The 14,946-nt window shown below is 41.3% G+C and carries 18 protein-coding genes and 1 tRNA gene; 5 read left to right on the top strand and 14 right to left on the bottom strand.

Annotation, left to right across the window (positions count from 1 at the left end):
• Window positions 1–92: 92 nt before the first annotated feature.
• Window positions 93–971 carry a D-alanyl-D-alanine carboxypeptidase family protein gene (locus tag FXF70_RS14715; protein ID WP_148780513.1) on the top strand — a complete coding sequence of 293 codons (879 nt, stop codon included), beginning with the start codon at window positions 93–95 and terminating at the stop codon, window positions 969–971.
• Window positions 972–1,006: 35 nt separating this feature from the next.
• Here the strand turns inward: FXF70_RS14715 and FXF70_RS14710 are convergent, their stop codons facing one another.
• The 4 genes from FXF70_RS14710 to groES all read right to left on the bottom strand — a co-directional run bounded on the left by FXF70_RS14710 (window position 1,007) and on the right by groES (window position 4,439).
• A complete protein-coding gene (locus tag FXF70_RS14710) occupies window positions 1,007–1,618 on the bottom strand; it encodes an FMN-binding negative transcriptional regulator (RefSeq protein WP_148780511.1) in 612 nt (203 codons plus the stop codon).
• A 22-nt stretch (window positions 1,619–1,640) separates the two neighbouring features.
• The gene (locus FXF70_RS14705; protein WP_008344363.1) at window positions 1,641–2,093 is read right to left on the bottom strand and encodes a MarR family winged helix-turn-helix transcriptional regulator; all 453 of its coding nucleotides are present in this window, start codon (window positions 2,091–2,093) and stop codon (window positions 1,641–1,643) included.
• A 370-nt stretch (window positions 2,094–2,463) separates the two neighbouring features.
• On the bottom strand, window positions 2,464–4,098 hold the full coding sequence (gene groL, locus FXF70_RS14700; protein ID WP_007496015.1) for a chaperonin GroEL: 1,635 nt from the start codon (window positions 4,096–4,098) through the stop codon (window positions 2,464–2,466).
• 56 nt (window positions 4,099–4,154) lie between these two features.
• Window positions 4,155–4,439: a co-chaperone GroES gene (groES, locus tag FXF70_RS14695; RefSeq protein WP_003214120.1), complete on the bottom strand. Its 285-nt coding sequence runs from the start codon at window positions 4,437–4,439 to the stop codon at window positions 4,155–4,157.
• Window positions 4,440–4,668: 229 nt separating this feature from the next.
• On the opposite strand from groES, the gene FXF70_RS14690 reads away from it, so the two are divergent.
• Genes FXF70_RS14690 through FXF70_RS14680 form a run of 3 tightly spaced genes read left to right on the top strand, consistent with a single transcriptional unit; the run spans window position 4,669 to window position 6,278 of the window.
• Window positions 4,669–5,403, top strand: a complete 735-nt coding sequence (locus tag FXF70_RS14690; RefSeq protein ID WP_148780509.1) for a CPBP family intramembrane glutamic endopeptidase — start codon at window positions 4,669–4,671, stop codon at window positions 5,401–5,403.
• A complete protein-coding gene (locus FXF70_RS14685; protein ID WP_017366710.1) occupies window positions 5,400–5,594 on the top strand; it encodes a YdiK family protein in 195 nt (64 codons plus the stop codon). Before FXF70_RS14690 ends, FXF70_RS14685 begins: the two co-directional genes overlap by 4 nt.
• 57 nt (window positions 5,595–5,651) lie before the next feature.
• Complete coding sequence (locus FXF70_RS14680; protein WP_148780507.1) at window positions 5,652–6,278, top strand: NUDIX hydrolase; 627 nt, start codon at window positions 5,652–5,654, stop codon at window positions 6,276–6,278.
• A 39-nt stretch (window positions 6,279–6,317) separates the two neighbouring features.
• Here FXF70_RS14680 and tatC read toward each other — a convergent pair whose 3' ends face one another.
• Genes tatC through moaC form a run of 4 tightly spaced genes read right to left on the bottom strand, consistent with a single transcriptional unit; the run spans window position 6,318 to window position 8,456 of the window.
• Window positions 6,318–7,082 (bottom strand): twin-arginine translocase subunit TatC, encoded by a 765-nt coding sequence (gene tatC / locus FXF70_RS14675; protein ID WP_007496023.1) that lies wholly within the window; start codon window positions 7,080–7,082, stop codon window positions 6,318–6,320.
• A gap of 6 nt (window positions 7,083–7,088) precedes the next feature.
• Window positions 7,089–7,268, bottom strand: a complete 180-nt coding sequence (locus tag FXF70_RS14670; RefSeq protein ID WP_012009077.1) for a twin-arginine translocase TatA/TatE family subunit — start codon at window positions 7,266–7,268, stop codon at window positions 7,089–7,091.
• Window positions 7,269–7,295: 27 nt separating this feature from the next.
• Window positions 7,296–7,949 (bottom strand): redox-sensing transcriptional repressor Rex, encoded by a 654-nt coding sequence (locus FXF70_RS14665; protein ID WP_008355687.1) that lies wholly within the window; start codon window positions 7,947–7,949, stop codon window positions 7,296–7,298.
• 15 nt (window positions 7,950–7,964) lie between these two features.
• On the bottom strand, window positions 7,965–8,456 hold the full coding sequence (moaC, locus tag FXF70_RS14660) for a cyclic pyranopterin monophosphate synthase MoaC (RefSeq protein WP_026050052.1): 492 nt from the start codon (window positions 8,454–8,456) through the stop codon (window positions 7,965–7,967).
• A 138-nt stretch (window positions 8,457–8,594) separates the two neighbouring features.
• On the opposite strand from moaC, the gene FXF70_RS14655 reads away from it, so the two are divergent.
• Complete coding sequence (locus FXF70_RS14655; RefSeq protein ID WP_057078387.1) at window positions 8,595–10,517, top strand: ABC-F family ATP-binding cassette domain-containing protein; 1,923 nt, start codon at window positions 8,595–8,597, stop codon at window positions 10,515–10,517.
• Between the two features lie 467 nt (window positions 10,518–10,984).
• Here the strand turns inward: FXF70_RS14655 and tsaD are convergent, their stop codons facing one another.
• From tsaD to FXF70_RS14620, 6 genes are all read right to left on the bottom strand, one after another.
• Window positions 10,985–12,013 (bottom strand): tRNA (adenosine(37)-N6)-threonylcarbamoyltransferase complex transferase subunit TsaD, encoded by a 1,029-nt coding sequence (gene tsaD, locus FXF70_RS14645; protein WP_017359857.1) that lies wholly within the window; start codon window positions 12,011–12,013, stop codon window positions 10,985–10,987.
• On the bottom strand, window positions 12,006–12,434 hold the full coding sequence (gene rimI, locus FXF70_RS14640; protein ID WP_008344382.1) for a ribosomal protein S18-alanine N-acetyltransferase: 429 nt from the start codon (window positions 12,432–12,434) through the stop codon (window positions 12,006–12,008). Before rimI ends, tsaD begins: the two co-directional genes overlap by 8 nt.
• A gap of 25 nt (window positions 12,435–12,459) precedes the next feature.
• Window positions 12,460–13,149 (bottom strand): tRNA (adenosine(37)-N6)-threonylcarbamoyltransferase complex dimerization subunit type 1 TsaB, encoded by a 690-nt coding sequence (gene tsaB, locus FXF70_RS14635; RefSeq protein WP_148780505.1) that lies wholly within the window; start codon window positions 13,147–13,149, stop codon window positions 12,460–12,462.
• Window positions 13,130–13,606, bottom strand: coding sequence for a tRNA (adenosine(37)-N6)-threonylcarbamoyltransferase complex ATPase subunit type 1 TsaE (tsaE, locus tag FXF70_RS14630; RefSeq protein WP_007496038.1), 477 nt, complete (start codon window positions 13,604–13,606; stop codon window positions 13,130–13,132). Before tsaE ends, tsaB begins: the two co-directional genes overlap by 20 nt.
• Before the next feature lie 12 nt (window positions 13,607–13,618).
• Window positions 13,619–14,596 (bottom strand): thiamine-phosphate kinase, encoded by a 978-nt coding sequence (gene thiL, locus FXF70_RS14625; RefSeq protein WP_148780503.1) that lies wholly within the window; start codon window positions 14,594–14,596, stop codon window positions 13,619–13,621.
• 278 nt (window positions 14,597–14,874) lie between these two features.
• Window positions 14,875–14,945 (bottom strand) — tRNA-Asp (locus FXF70_RS14620).
• Window position 14,946 lies beyond the last annotated feature (1 nt).

Here is a 14,946-nt window from a genome sequence, read left to right as displayed (position 1 = left end):
GATTCAATCTCAATTGGCATAAAAAAACCATTGCACTTTATTTCAATCTATCTCAATATATGTATGTTAGTAGATTGAAAGGGATGAGAGAAATGAAGATGAAACACCCGTGGATCAAAGGAATTATTGTCAGTGTGGTTCTCGTTCTTGGGCTTGGAATTTTTCCTGTCCAGCTGCCCTTTTTACACATGACTCATGTGACACCAGTCGCAAAAGCAGCCGCACCGAAATACGTGACAACAGCGAATGTTCATCTTCGCAAGGGACCTGGAACAAAATATTCAGTGATATTGACCATTCCAAAAGGGAAAAGGATTCCTTATCTTAAAAAGAATGGTTCATGGATTCAAACAAAATATAAAGGAAAGACGGGTTACGTCAGCTTTCAATATATCAAAAAAGCAGGCAAAAGCTCACCAGCTTCATATGCTGCTCCTTCCACTAAAACGCCAGGTACGTATGTAAAAGGGATATTGGTTGTGAATAAGAAACATAGACTCCCATCTTCATACAATCCAGGAGAAAACAAACAAGCGAGAAAAGCTGTAAATGCTATGACAGCAAAAGCAAAAAAAGCAAACATCCGACTCACCGCTTTTAGCACCTTCCGTTCATACGACCGTCAGCGTGTCTTGTACAACAATTACGTCGCCTCTCATGGCAAAAAACAAGCAGATCGATTTAGCGCAAGACCAGGCTATTCCGAACATCAAACCGGCCTTGCTTTTGATATAGGCGGTGCCAATTCAAAACATTGGGCTGAAGATTCTTTTGCCAATACAAAAGAAGCGAAATGGCTGACCAAACATGCCCATGAATTTGGTTTTATCATCCGCTATCCGAAAGGTAAAGAAAAAGTGACAGGCTATCAATATGAACCATGGCACCTCAGATACCTCGGATCAACCAATGCGAAAAAAGTGAAAAAGAGCGGCAAAACCATCGAAGAATATTTGAACATAAAAGGATAACAACAAAAGCACTCTTTTTCTTCAGAGTGCTTTTTTCATATATTCTCTTCTCTCTTTTTCATCGCAGCCGCCATTTCCACCTCACCCTCTGCTTCCAGCTGTTCAATAATGCGAGCATAATCTCTTTCATGGCGATTTTGGCTTAACTTAAAAGCAGCTTGAACTTCATTAATGATGATTTTGAAGCCCACAATCCCTTTCATTTGTTTCTCTAACAGTTCATCAGACAACGTATCCCATAACACTGGCTGATCTCTATGACTTTCATATGTCTCCAGCATCGCTGTTAATTCCTTGACCAGTTCTGATTTTTCGAGCAGTGCGGCCTTTCCATATACATGTACAGCTTGATAATTCCACGTCGGTACGGCTTCTTTCTCATACCATGAAGAGGATATGTAGGCATGCGGCCCTTGAAAAATGACGAGCACCTTCTCATTTTCTTCAAACGTTTTCCACTGAGGATTTCCAATCGCCATATGCCCTGAGATCACATACGAATCGCCAATTTGATGAAAACTCACTGGAATATGTGTCGCAATGGGCTTTTCATTCGTTGTCGTCACAACTGTAGCAAATGAATGAGATTGAATCAATGATTTGATTTTCTCCATATCTTTCACTTGAAAAAATGATGGTACATGCATGTTCCCTTCCCCCCTTATTTAATTAGTAGCTTCTCTTTTTGCCTTTTTTCACATCTTCCCAATCTTTTTCGATATTCTTTCGCACCCTTAGAAGATACTCATAAATCTGTTCCGCTTCCTCTTCAGAAAATCCATCCAGCGCTACCCGATTTGAATGATCATGTTCTCGTTTGATCATTGGATAGACGGCTTTTCCTTTCTCAGTTGGAAACAGCTTCTTGATTTTCCTATTCACTGTGTCATCTTTTTTCTCAATAAAACCATGCAGCTCTAATTTTTGAATAGCCCGGGCCGCCGTTGTTCGGTCTACCTTGATCATCTCCGCTAGTTTTTCCTGAATGATGCCAGGCTCCTCACAAATACGCACAAGATACAAATACTGCCCCTTCGTTAAATCATACTCTTTAAATTCAATATTACTAATGGAATCAAGCGCCCGAGCAATCACGCCAATCTCCCGCAAAATTTCTCTCATTTATCACGCCTCTTTTTTATTGTATTTACATAAATTTTAAAAATTAGTATAGCTCATGAATATTGTATATGCAATAAAAAGCCCACTTCCTCTCTGGAAGTGGGTTCAACCTCTTATTTATCACGCCTCTTCGATCCAAACAATCCAAACACGACAGCCAGTGCAACAATAATCGCCACCCAAGTCGTAAAGCCCATATGATCACCGCTTTTCTTTTGAAAATCATCTCTTTATGTTAGATAAAACCAAAAAATCACTGTCTCTTTAGTTAACGGATGTAAAGCGGTGAAAGTTTCAATTCATTTAACGCTCTTAACCAAAAAATAGACAAAACAAAAACCCCTATATTTCAAGGGGTTTTCGGGGGTGTTTACATCATGCCACCCATTCCGCCCATGCCGCCCATATCCGGCATTCCGCCGCCTGAGCCGCCTTCTTCTGGTTTGTCTGCTACGACTGCTTCAGTTGTAAGAAGCATAGCTGCTACAGAAGCTGCGTTTTGAAGTGCAGAGCGAGTGACTTTTGTTGGGTCAACGATTCCTTTTTCGATCATGTTTACCCATTCGTTTGTTGCTGCGTTAAAGCCTACGCCAATTTCTTCGTTTTTCAAGCGCTCAACGATGACTGATCCTTCAAGACCTGCGTTGTGAGCGATTTGACGAATTGGCTCTTCAAGAGAACGTAGAACGATGTTCACACCTGTTTGAACGTCACCATCAGCTTCGATGGAAGCGACTTTGTTGTATACATTCACAAGTGCTGTACCACCACCGGATACGATACCTTCTTCAACTGCTGCACGAGTTGAGTTCAGTGCATCCTCAATGCGTAGTTTACGTTCTTTTAGTTCTGTTTCAGTTGCAGCACCAACTTTGATGACAGCAACGCCGCCAGCTAGTTTTGCAAGACGTTCTTGTAATTTTTCTTTATCGAATTCAGAAGTTGTTTCTTCTACTTGTGCACGAATTTGGTTCACACGTGCTGCGATTTGAGCAGAATCTCCTGATCCTTCTACGATCGTTGTGTTTTCTTTTGTCACAACCACTTTAGACGCACGGCCAAGCTGACCAATTTCAGTTGATTTCAGGTCAAGTCCTAGGTCTTCTGTGATTAATTCTCCGCCAGTTAGAACAGAGATGTCTTCAAGCATTGCTTTACGACGGTCACCGAATCCAGGTGCTTTTACTGCCACTGCGTTGAATGTTCCACGAAGTTTGTTCACAACAAGTGTTGCAAGTGCTTCGCCTTCTACATCTTCAGCAATGATCAATAATGGTTTTCCTTGTTGTACGACTTGCTCAAGTACAGGAAGGATTTCTTGAATGTTTGTGATCTTTTTATCAGTGATTAAGATGTAAGGATTTTCAAGAACCGCTTCCATCTTATCAGAATCAGTTACCATGTATGGTGAAGCGTATCCACGGTCAAACTGCATTCCTTCAACCACTTCAAGCTCAGTTGTGAAACCTTTAGATTCTTCAATTGTGATGACACCGTCGTTTCCTACACGCTCCATCGCTTCAGCAATGAGGCTGCCGACTTCTTCATCTGCTGCAGAAATAGACGCAACTTGAGCAATTGATTCTTTACCTTCGATTGGTTTAGAAATCTCATGCAAGCCTTCAAGTGCTACTTTCACTGCTTCTTCGATTCCTTTACGAACACCAACAGGGTTTGCACCAGCTGTTACGTTTTTAAGACCTTCACGGATCATCGCTTGAGCTAGAACCGTTGCAGTCGTAGTACCGTCACCAGCTACATCGTTTGTTTTGCTTGCAACTTCTGCCACAAGTTTTGCACCCATGTTTTCAAATGCATCTTCTAACTCGATTTCTTTTGCAATCGTTACACCATCATTTGTGATAAGTGGAGAACCGAATTTTTTCTCAAGAACCACGTTACGTCCTTTAGGTCCTAAAGTTACTTTTACAGCATCTGCAAGTGCATCTACACCACGTAACATCGCACGACGTGCTTCTTCACTGAACTTAATATCTTTTGCCATAATAACGAAACCTCCTCAGTCTTTTTAGAAATATATCTCAATCTTTGTTTATGTGATTAACCAATAACAGCTAAAATGTCGCTTTCACGAAGGATTAAATATTCTTTTCCTTCATATTTCACTTCAGTACCTGCATATTTTGAGAAGATAATGCGGTCGCCTGTGTTTACTTCTAACGCAACGCGCTCACCACTTTCAAGTACACGACCTGAACCTGCTGCAACAATTTTACCTTCTTGCGGTTTTTCTTTTGCAGAATCCGGTAAGACAATACCGCTAGCGGTTTTTTCCTCAGATTCAACGAGTTCAATGATTACGCGATCGCCTAATGGCTTTAACATAAGAAACAACCTCCTCAATTATTATATGTAGTCTTTTTTAGCACTCATCACTAGTGAGTGCTAACACATTTATTATAATAAAGAATGTCTTCTGTAATTTCAAGTAAAAACCTTTAAAAATTTTTACGCTTTCATGATCTTTTTTTATCACCGATTCTTTCCTTTTCAACGAAAAAGAAGACTTGTGTTACAATAAATCTAGTTCTTTTAGTAAAGGGGTTTTCGTTACTTGAAAAAACAATATTGGTACATCATCTTAACGTATATATTGGTGCAGGTTTCTGCGTTTCCGTATGTGTTCATCATGAAGTGGTTAGGTTACATTCAGACACCGATGACACAAGCAGAGCTCTCTGAATTGTCAGGAACCTGGACAATCATCAGCTTCTGTATTGGACTAATCATTATTCTGCTCATCCTTCGGACTGTACCAAAAGCTTCACTCCGAAATGAAGCACCGGCATCAGTCGGCGCGGCAATCGCTTGGATCATTGGCGGTTTCTTTCTTTCCCTCTTTGCACAATCCATTGCGGGGGCGATTGAACAATATGCATTTGGCATTAGCCGAGAATCCGAAAATACTCAAAACATTTTAGCCATTATGGATGCAGTTCCATGGCTTGTCATCGTCATCGCTCTGATTGGACCGATATTAGAAGAAATCATTTTCCGAAAAATCATTTTTGGTGTGGTTTATGAAAAAACGAATTTTTTCATTGGCGCACTTGTCAGTTCAGTGGTTTTTGCTGCTGTACACAATGATTTCCCACATATCTTGCTCTATACCGCAATGGGCTTTACCTTTGCCTTTTTATATGCGAAAACAAAACGAATCATTGTGCCAATCGGCGCACACATGCTGATGAACTCGCTCGTCATTCTTGTGCAGATTGAGCCAGTAAGAAAAATGATTGAAGAACAATCTCAAACAATGCAAATGATTATTGGAGGCTTTTTCTCATGAGAAACCCTGTCGTATGGGGCATTATTTATTTTGCCGTAGGTGTGGCGTTCACCTATATGGCCATTCAAAATCCAGGTGACATGTGGTCATTTTACAGCATTTTGCTGATGGTGTTTGCGGCCTATAATATTAATATCGCGTTAAAAATGTTTGCTTTTTCTGTCAAAATGAAAAAACAGCAGCAAAAATAAACAAAAAACCATTTTCCGCCGTTTGGAAAATGGTTTTTTTATGGAGGTCATGTTTTCATGGAACACGAAAAACTGAACATCATGAACAATCAGCATGAAACGATTGGTACAGCCGCTCGATCTGATATCCATGCTGAGGGCCTTTGGCATGAGACCTTTCATTTCTGGCTTTTAAAAAAGGAAGATGACACAGTGTTTCTCTATTTTCAGCTGAGGAGTCCCACCAAAAAGGATTTCCCTTCTCTATTTGATATCACAGCAGCAGGCCACCTTCTCGCAGATGAACAGCCTTCTGATGGCATCAGAGAAGTCGAAGAAGAGCTTGGTCTCTCCATCTCGTTTGAGAACCTTACCTTTGCTGGTGTCATTAAAGATGAAATCCATCTGCCTTCGTTTACCGATCGTGAGTTTTGCCATGTGTATCTTTATATGGATCAAAAAGAGCACATGGATGTCCATCTACAGAAAGAAGAAGTTGCTGGACTTTATAGAGCAAGGCTGATGGATGCACAGCAGCTTTTAAATAGAGAATGTGAAAAAATGAATATCGAGGGCTTTGAAGTGGATGCAGACGGCAAGCGACGTGAGGAAAAGAGAGAGGTCCATGTACATGATTTTGTCCCGCATGAACCTGCCTATTATGAGCATCTCTTTCAAGCAATCAATCAATTTCTTTCACAATAGAAAAAGCATCGTGACCCCTATTAGGATCACGATGCTTTTTTATGAGACAACATCATTTTCTTTCTCCTCTGTCTCTGTTTGCTGCATTTTGCGATAGGTCACTCTTGAAATGACAATACTCACTTCATACAAAACGAGCATTGGCAAGGTAACCATGAGGTGAGAAACGATCTCTGGCGGTGTAATCAGTGCGGCAATGACAAGGAGGACAAAATAGGCATACTTCCGGATTTTTGATAAAAACATCGGTGTGATGATGCCAAGTCTTGTGAGAAACATCAACACGACAGGCATCTGAAACAAAAAGCCAAATGGAAGTGTTAACTGCATCAGAAATGTAAAATACTCATGAATCCCAATCACTTGCTCCACATGTAAATCATTTGACATCCGTATCATAAAATCGACGACAAATGGAAACAAAATAAAATAAGAGAAAGCCACACCGCTCAAAAATAAAAGCAGTGCAATCGGAATATAAGCAAGTGTCACCTTTCGTTCTTTTTCATATAAGCCAGGACTCACAAACGCCCAAAGCTGATATAAAATTACGGGACACGTCAAAACAAGAGCAATGACAAAAGCGAACTGCATAAACACGTACAGTGGATCTGTGAGCTTAAATGCGTTCAATGTCAGTGTGGCCGCTTCATCGGTATTTTGTAAATACACAATGACCGGCTTAGCGAGAAAAAAACCTGCCACCATAAAGGCAACAAAAAACATCGCAATGATCACTAAACGTTTTCGCAGTTCCACAATGTGCTCCATAAGCGGCATATCTTTGACATTCATGAAGCTCATCCTATTCTACTGATCTTCTTTTTTCTTATTTTCTTCCTGATCATCAGCTAAACCTTTTGTGGCATTTTTAAATTCACGTAATGTATCTCCTGCTGCTCTTCCTAATTGAGGAAGCTTTTTCGGCCCAAAAATAATGAGCGCAACAATCGCAATCAGAACCAAACTTCCAGGACCAATCGGACCCATTTGCTCCACCCCCTTTACCCCTTTTCGTCAGTCCTCCTGTGTAACAGAGTAATGCTTTAAGAAATACACAAGAGACTGAAGTTCAACCGCCAAATCTATATGATGAATTCGAATGTGTTCCGGCACATTCAATCGAGCCGGCGTAAAGTTAAGGATTCCTTTGATGCCAAGGGCAATCAAACGATCTGTAATGGATTGAGCTGCTACGGCAGGCACTGTCAAAATCGCAACAGGAATATCTCCTACCTCTTGCACATGCTCTTCAAGCTTATCCAAATCATAGACAGGCACGCCGCCTATCTCACTTCCTATTTTACTCTCATTGACGTCAAAAGCCATTGAAATTTTTGTATTATTATTTTTAATGAAATTATAGTGTAAAAAAGCAGTCCCTAAATTCCCGACACCGATGAGCATGACATTCGTCATTTCATCTTGGTCAAGGGTCTTTCTAAAGAAGGTCAAGAGGTAATCGACATTATAGCCATACCCTTTCTTCCCAAGTGCACCAAAGTAAGAAAAATCTCGGCGAATGGTGGCAGAATCCACTTTGACTGCATCACTAAGCTCTGCCGATGACACCCTTTGTTTTCCTGATGCATGCAGATTTTTTAAAAAACGGTAGTAAAGCGGCAAACGTTTGGCTGTCGCTTGTGGAATTTTTGACTGGTCTATATTCATATAAGATCCTCCAACTTAAATATCAGATGCTCTGTGAAAATCACCGTTTTTCCCGCCTGTTTTTTCTACTAGATAGGTCGGGCCGATGATCATCCCTTTGTCTATTGCTTTGCACATGTCATAAACGGTCAGTGCACATACTGAGGCAGAAGTGAGCGCTTCCATCTCCACACCCGTACTTCCTTTTGTTTTCACCTGTACTTGTATGTTCAGAATGTACGCATTTCCGTCTTCCTCCCAATCAAAGGAGATATCGACACCTTTTAATGCAAGCGGATGACACATTGGAATGATGCTGGACGTTTGCTTTGCTGCCATAATGCCAGCTACCTGTGCGACAGATAGTACATCCCCTTTTCCAATGTCATGCTTTTGTATTTGATGAAATACTTCTTTTATCATACGAACGCTTGAAACAGCAACGGCAGTTCTCACTGTAGACGATTTGTCACTAATGTCGACCATCTTTGCTCTTCCTTGTTCGTTAAAGTGGCTAAATTGACTCATCTTTCAACGCTCCCTCACTCAAATCATACACTATTTTTTCCTATCTGTCTTTCATTTGACCATGGCAGCCGTATGTAAGATTTGCCGGTTTACTGCTGATAAGCTACACTTAACATATTATAGCAGAGGTGAAGTTACATGATGATTCTACAAGTGAATCAGCTGTCCAAATCGTTTGGCGCTGATACCGTTTTAACGAATATAAAATTGGAAGTCAAAGCGAGGGATCGTATTGCCATTGTTGGTCGTAACGGTGCAGGAAAATCCACGCTTTTAAAAATCATTGCCGGTCAAATGTCTTACGAACAAGGTGAGATTATCAAACCGAAAGACCTATCCATTGGATATCTCGCACAGCATACAGATGTGACGTCTACACGTACGCTAAAAGACGAACTACTATCCGTTTTCGATCATTTAAAAGAAATGGAACAAGAGATGAGAACCATAGAAGAGAAAATGGCTTCTTCCACAGGAACAGAATTAGATTCTCTAATGAAAACCTATGACAGGCTGCAGCAAGCATTTAAAGATCAAGGCGGCTACCAATATGAAGCGGATGTCCGCTCCATTTTACACGGACTCGGCTTTAGTCATTTTGAAGACCATACAACCGTCCAATCCTTAAGCGGCGGTCAGAAAACACGTCTAGCGCTTGGAAAGCTATTATTAATGAAACCAGAACTCTTGATTTTGGATGAGCCAACCAACCATCTAGATATTGATACCTTATCATGGCTTGAGCAGTATTTGCAAAATTATACAGGAGCCATCCTCATCGTTTCCCATGACCGATACTTCTTAGACAAAGTCGTGAACCATGTATATGAAGTGTCAAGAACAGCGATGAAAAAGTTCGCAGGGAACTATAGTAAGTATCTTGACCAAAAAGCTGAGCAGCTAGAGCGTGATATGAAGCTGTATGAAAAACAACAAGAAGAAATTTCGAAGCTTCAAGATTTCGTGGATCGCAACTTAGCAAGAGCCTCCACCACAAAGCGTGCTCAAAGTAGACGGAAACAGCTGGAACGAATGGATCGTTTAGATAAGCCGTTAGGAGATGAAAAATCCGCAAACTTCCATTTCGATATTATGAGGCAAAGCGGAAATGACGTGCTGAAGGTGCATGATCTCGATATTAGTTACGATGAAAAAACGCCGCTCCTCTCCTCCCTATCTTTTCATATTAAACGTGAAGATAGCGTGGCACTCATCGGCCCTAACGGTATCGGGAAATCAACTCTTTTAAAAACCTTAACGGATACGTTAAAACCAGTAAAAGGCGAGATCAGCTTTGGTTCTCATGTGACGATTGGCTACTATGATCAGGAACAAGCCAAGCTGACATCCTCCAAGAAAGTGTTAAATGAACTTTGGGATGATTATCCCCATATGACTGAAAAAGACATTCGGACTTGTTTAGGAAACTTCCTTTTTTCAGGTGATGACGTCTTAAAGCCTGTACATGCTTTAAGTGGTGGAGAAAAAGCACGACTTGCACTGGCAAAGCTGATGCTCCAAAAAGCCAATTTCCTCATTCTCGATGAGCCGACGAACCATCTTGATTTGGACAGTAAGGAAATATTAGAGAATGCACTAATAGATTATCCAGGCACCATCTTGTTTGTTTCACATGACCGTTACTTTATCAATCGCCTGGCAACAAAAGTTCTCGAGTTGTCACCAAATGAAACAAAAGAATACCTCGGTGACTACGACTACTATCTTGAAAAGAAAAACGAACAATTAGAGCTTGAAGCACTCCAAACTCAGGAGACGCATAAAAAACAAGCAGAAAAACCAGTCGAAACAGCAAAACTTTCCTATGCAGAAGAGAAAGAACTCAAAAAGAAAGAAAGACAAAAGCAGCGCCGAATTGAAGAAATTGAAGAGCGTATCGCTGTCATCGAAGACAAGCTCGGTGAAAACGAAGAGCTTCTATGTGATCCTGCTATTTTCCAAGATCACGAGAAAGTACAAGCCATTCAAACAGAAAATGATGCGCTCAATCAAGAGATGGAATCACTTTTTGCGGAATGGGAAGATCTATCAGATGCATAAAGAGTGCCCTAACGGGTGCTCTTTTTTTAAGGTGAGAATCTTTATCCACAATGATACCCACAATAACATCTTGATTATTCTTAAATATTTTAAAGTTATCCACTTTATCCACAGTATTTTAATCACATATCCACATAAAAAATCACATTTATACACATTCTCTTCATTTTAAAACGAATTTTCTAACAATTGTGGATATATAACGTTTACATGTGAATAAATCGCTTTCATTTCAATAGAAAAAAATCCTGTATATCCACAGGAGTTCCAAATTGTTGACAAAGGGCTAAAATGAACTTGATTTTAGCCCTTTGTCTTCTTTTCAGCGTGATAGAAAGCCCTTGAAGTCTAGGAAAGACGATTACTGGCGCGGAGCGAATTTGATATTCGTGAGCACCAGCACGCAGGACTGACAAAGAATGCGAGGGTTTGTCTACACGCTGAAACTCCTGTATCAACAGGAGTTCTTATTCATAGGAGACAAGCGGCAGTCCAGGTTGACCGTTCATTGCCATGTCGCCTCTTATTCCCTTTTCAAATGCAATGGTTCCCGCAGCAGCAATCATGGCTGCATTGTCTGTACAAAGAGACAATGGCGGAATCATGACATTCACTTCAGGTAGCTTCGCAAATGCTGAAGTAAGGGCTTCTCTAAGACCTTTATTGGCAGCAACCCCGCCAGCTAGAACGACTTGTTTCACACCATACGCTTCAGCCGCTTTTAATGTCTTTCCGACTAACACCTCAATCACGCTTTCTTGGAAACTTGCAGCCAAATCCTCTGGCGCAATGGTTTCACCCTTTTGAGACGCATTGTGTAGTGTGTTGATGACCGCTGATTTTAAACCGCTGAAGCTAAAATGATAGGACCCTTCTTCAAGCCATGCTCGAGGAAGCTTAATCGTTGGCTCCCCTTCATGTGCCAATCGATCAATGTGAGGTCCCCCTGGATATGGCAGACCCATTGTCCGAGCTACTTTGTCATACGCTTCTCCAGCCGCATCATCCAACGTTTCACCAATGACCTCAAAAGACCCATGCTCTTTCATCAAAACAAGCTCAGTATGCCCACCAGAGACGACTAGAGCTAAACAAGGAAACACCAGTTCACCAACGAGCTGGTTCGCATAAATGTGTCCAGCAATATGATGAACACCTACAAGCGGAATTTGATGTGCGAAACTCAGTGCTTTGGCTGCATTAACACCTATTAAAAGTGCACCAACCAAGCCCGGTCCTTCTGTCACAGCAATGGCGTCTAAATCCTGAAAGGTCATATTGGCCTGCGTCATGACTTCTTCTAATACGATCGTCATTTGTTCCACATGATGCCTTGAAGCGATTTCTGGTACCACGCCGCCAAATCGTTTATGGCTTTCTATTTGTGAGGCGACAACATTCGCTACGATCTCTTTCCCATTTTTCACAATGGACGCAGCTGTTTCGTCACAGCTTGTTTCTATACCTAATATGAATCGATCTTTTTTCTCACTCATTTATCTTCACCCACATGACTAATGCATCTTCCCCGTTATCCGTATAATAATTCTTTCGAATAGAAGCTGGTTTAAAACCTAGCTTTTCATAAAGGGATTGTGCTGGCGTATTTGATACCCGCACTTCTAGTGAAAGATGATCTGTCTTTTTTTCTTTGCAAAATTCCATGACATACCGAAGCAGCGCTTCCCCGTATCCTTTTCCCCGGTGCTCAGGGAGAATCGCAATATTCGTAATTTGTGCATCATCCATGACAATCCAAACGCCGCAATACCCAACAGGCTGACCATCTTCTTCAATGAGGAAATAATGGCTGTATTGGTTATGGAGAATTTCATAGACAAACGACTCTTTTTTCCAAGGCGCTGTAAATGAATGCACTTCAATCGTATATACCTCTGGGATGTCCTCTACTGTCATTCTTCGCATCTCTACTGTGTTGAGATTATTTTTGTCCTTCAAGCCATTTCACTTCCGCTTCTGCCAAACGAATATAATTAGGAACAAGCTGATGGACATCTTCAGCAGGGCGGTCTGCCCCCAAAAATGCGAGCACTGAAGGTCTTGGGTTGTGAAATGCCTCGTCTGCTAAAACGGCGGTTTCTCCAAGTATGGAGAGTATATTCTCTTGATGAAGATGCACATCATGTCCAAGAAATAAAACAGGGTTCCCTTCTTTTTTTAGCTCTTGAAGCCAATCAGTGAGCAGGATATTTTGATCTGGTTTCACTTCTTTTATCTTTCCACCTTCAAATGTATATAACCCTGTATAAACTTGTCCTCTTCTTGCATCAAATATAGGAGAAATCATTCCATCAAAATATCGAGCATTTGCCGCCAGCGTTTCTAAACTTGAAACAGCAGCTATCGGGATAGACAGCGTCCAAGCAAGTGTTTTTGCAATGGTCACACCGATTCTAACGCCAGTGTAAGAGCCGGGTCCTTTGGCTAAAACAATTTTGCTTAATTCGTTCGGTGCTACGCCGCATTCTTTCATCAGTGCTTCAACTGTCGGCATTGCACGTACTGAATGATTCTTCTTTAAGTACGTAATACTTTCCCCAACCACAGTGTCATCACGGACAAGAGCTATTCCGAGTGTATGGTTTGACGTATCAATTGCCAGTATGGTCAATGTCTTTCATCTCCTTACAAAGGGCCTCATAGCGCTCCCCTTTTGCATAAAACGTGAGATGACGTTCTTCTTCACGTTCTGTTCTCAGCATTTCAATTTTTAAATACGATGAAGGCAATTGAGGTTCAATGAGATGTGCCCATTCAACCAAACATACACCTTCCCCCTCAAAATATTCGCCCAGTCCAATATCTTCTTCCGCATCTTCCATACGATACACATCCATATGATAAAGTGGCAGTCTGCCATCCGTATATTCTTTAATAATTGTAAAAGTAGGGCTGTTGACGATACGGGTAATACCTAAGCCTTCTGCAAAACCTTTTGAAAAAGTCGTTTTACCTGCGCCTAAGTCTCCTTCTAATGTTAAGACATCGCCGGGCATCACAAGTGTAGCCAAGGCAGCAGCAATTCGTTTCGTCTCATCCGCACCTTTTGTTGTCCACGTTAACTTCATGGTGGAGTCACCTCATTTCTTAAAATGATTATATCCTTTTTTCATTAAAATTGTTTGTTGATCATGGTCTTTTAAAATAACACTGGACGCTCGATCATCTTTGACTTGTCCAATACGCGTGATCTGAATGTGTTCTTTTTTACATTTCATCTCAAATCGCTTCCAATCCGTTTCAGGGATCGTACCAGTTAAGACAAAATCCTCTCCACCGAACAAGACCCATTCAAGCCACTCTTTATGTAACAACGGAAGATGTGGATGTTTTGGGAGCTGATCAGCTTCAATTTCAATCGTCACACGACTGGCTTCCGCTATTTCGTTTAACTCACTCGCTAATCCATCACTCACATCATTCAAGGTCACCCGGGGGAAGCTTGAACAAATAAGGCCAGCAGCAATATGCGGCTGCGGCATTTTGTGTCGCTCTAGAAAAAAAGCAGTGTCAATCGAATGTGCAGCATTTACTTCATTCATTAAAAGGGATAGCCCAGCAGCTGATGAACCTAGTTCACCTGTGACAAAGACAACGTCTCCTGTCTGAGCACTATGACGGTAACAGGCTGATCCCTTTGGAATCTCACCAATGACCGTTACTGTGATGACAAAGTCACTGCGGGTGGCTACTGTATCTCCACCGATTAAATCCATATGATATCTGTCAGCCAATGCTTTCATTCCCTCGTAAAAAGCTGCAACAATTGCTTCATCCCCATGAGGCGGGATCGCGATTGATACAAGATAATACTTAGGGGTTCCTCCCATGGCTGCAATATCACTGATATTCACTGCCAGCGCTTTAAATCCAACCTCAAAGGGTGTGGAAAAATCAAATCGAAAATGGACATGCTCTACCATTGTATCAACACAAACGACCTCTTCACAATGTGAATGAGGTTGATAAACACTAGCATCATCACCGATGCCCATGACCAAAGAACGCTGATGCGTTTCTTTTGGTGTAATTCGGCGAATAAGATCAAATTCATCCATAAAAGACAGCCCCTTCATACAATCAACTGATTGAGCAAACATGATGTCAGACACAGTTAGTATTAGTGTAGCGAATATGAGCCTCGGTTCCAACTAAAAACGATATAAAGAAAGCCTGGTATAAAAAAACCAGGCGTTGTTTGTTGAAGTCATGATCTTTTCTTATCACATTTAGTGTAGCCAAACACAAGGAGTTTCATTGCGTCTAGGATACTTATTGAAAGAAAAAGACATAAAAAAAAACGAAACTATACGTTTTCGTTTACAAGTTATAAAAATGGCGGTCCGGACGGGACTCGAACCCGCGACCTCCTGCGTGACAGGCAGGCATTCTAACCAACTGAACTACC

The organism is Bacillus sp. Y3 (genome assembly GCF_008123875.1).
Classification (GTDB): domain Bacteria; phylum Bacillota; class Bacilli; order Bacillales; family Bacillaceae; genus Bacillus; species Bacillus altitudinis.
Note: the sequence above shows the minus strand (reverse complement) of the source record. Positions and strands in the feature narration are given on the sequence as shown.

Excerpts from the sequence above, each read along its gene's own strand:
- FXF70_RS14715 (WP_148780513.1), top strand. The coding sequence starts at position 93 with ATGAAGATGAAACACCCGTGGATCAAAGGAATTATTGTCAGTGTGGTT.
- FXF70_RS14710 (WP_148780511.1), bottom strand. The coding sequence starts at position 1,618 with ATGCATGTACCATCATTTTTTCAAGTGAAAGATATGGAGAAAATCAAA.
- FXF70_RS14705 (WP_008344363.1), bottom strand. The coding sequence starts at position 2,093 with ATGAGAGAAATTTTGCGGGAGATTGGCGTGATTGCTCGGGCGCTTGAT.
- groL (WP_007496015.1), bottom strand. The coding sequence starts at position 4,098 with ATGGCAAAAGATATTAAGTTCAGTGAAGAAGCACGTCGTGCGATGTTA.
- groES (WP_003214120.1), bottom strand. The coding sequence starts at position 4,439 with ATGTTAAAGCCATTAGGCGATCGCGTAATCATTGAACTCGTTGAATCT.
- FXF70_RS14685 (WP_017366710.1), top strand. The coding sequence starts at position 5,400 with ATGAGAAACCCTGTCGTATGGGGCATTATTTATTTTGCCGTAGGTGTG.
- FXF70_RS14680 (WP_148780507.1), top strand. The coding sequence starts at position 5,652 with ATGGAACACGAAAAACTGAACATCATGAACAATCAGCATGAAACGATT.
- tatC (WP_007496023.1), bottom strand. The coding sequence starts at position 7,082 with ATGAGCTTCATGAATGTCAAAGATATGCCGCTTATGGAGCACATTGTG.
- FXF70_RS14670 (WP_012009077.1), bottom strand. The coding sequence starts at position 7,268 with ATGGGTCCGATTGGTCCTGGAAGTTTGGTTCTGATTGCGATTGTTGCG.
- FXF70_RS14665 (WP_008355687.1), bottom strand. The coding sequence starts at position 7,949 with ATGAATATAGACCAGTCAAAAATTCCACAAGCGACAGCCAAACGTTTG.
- moaC (WP_026050052.1), bottom strand. The coding sequence starts at position 8,456 with ATGAGTCAATTTAGCCACTTTAACGAACAAGGAAGAGCAAAGATGGTC.
- FXF70_RS14655 (WP_057078387.1), top strand. The coding sequence starts at position 8,595 with ATGATGATTCTACAAGTGAATCAGCTGTCCAAATCGTTTGGCGCTGAT.
- tsaD (WP_017359857.1), bottom strand. The coding sequence starts at position 12,013 with ATGAGTGAGAAAAAAGATCGATTCATATTAGGTATAGAAACAAGCTGT.
- rimI (WP_008344382.1), bottom strand. The coding sequence starts at position 12,434 with ATGACAGTAGAGGACATCCCAGAGGTATATACGATTGAAGTGCATTCA.
- tsaE (WP_007496038.1), bottom strand. The coding sequence starts at position 13,606 with ATGAAGTTAACGTGGACAACAAAAGGTGCGGATGAGACGAAACGAATT.
- thiL (WP_148780503.1), bottom strand. The coding sequence starts at position 14,596 with ATGGATGAATTTGATCTTATTCGCCGAATTACACCAAAAGAAACGCAT.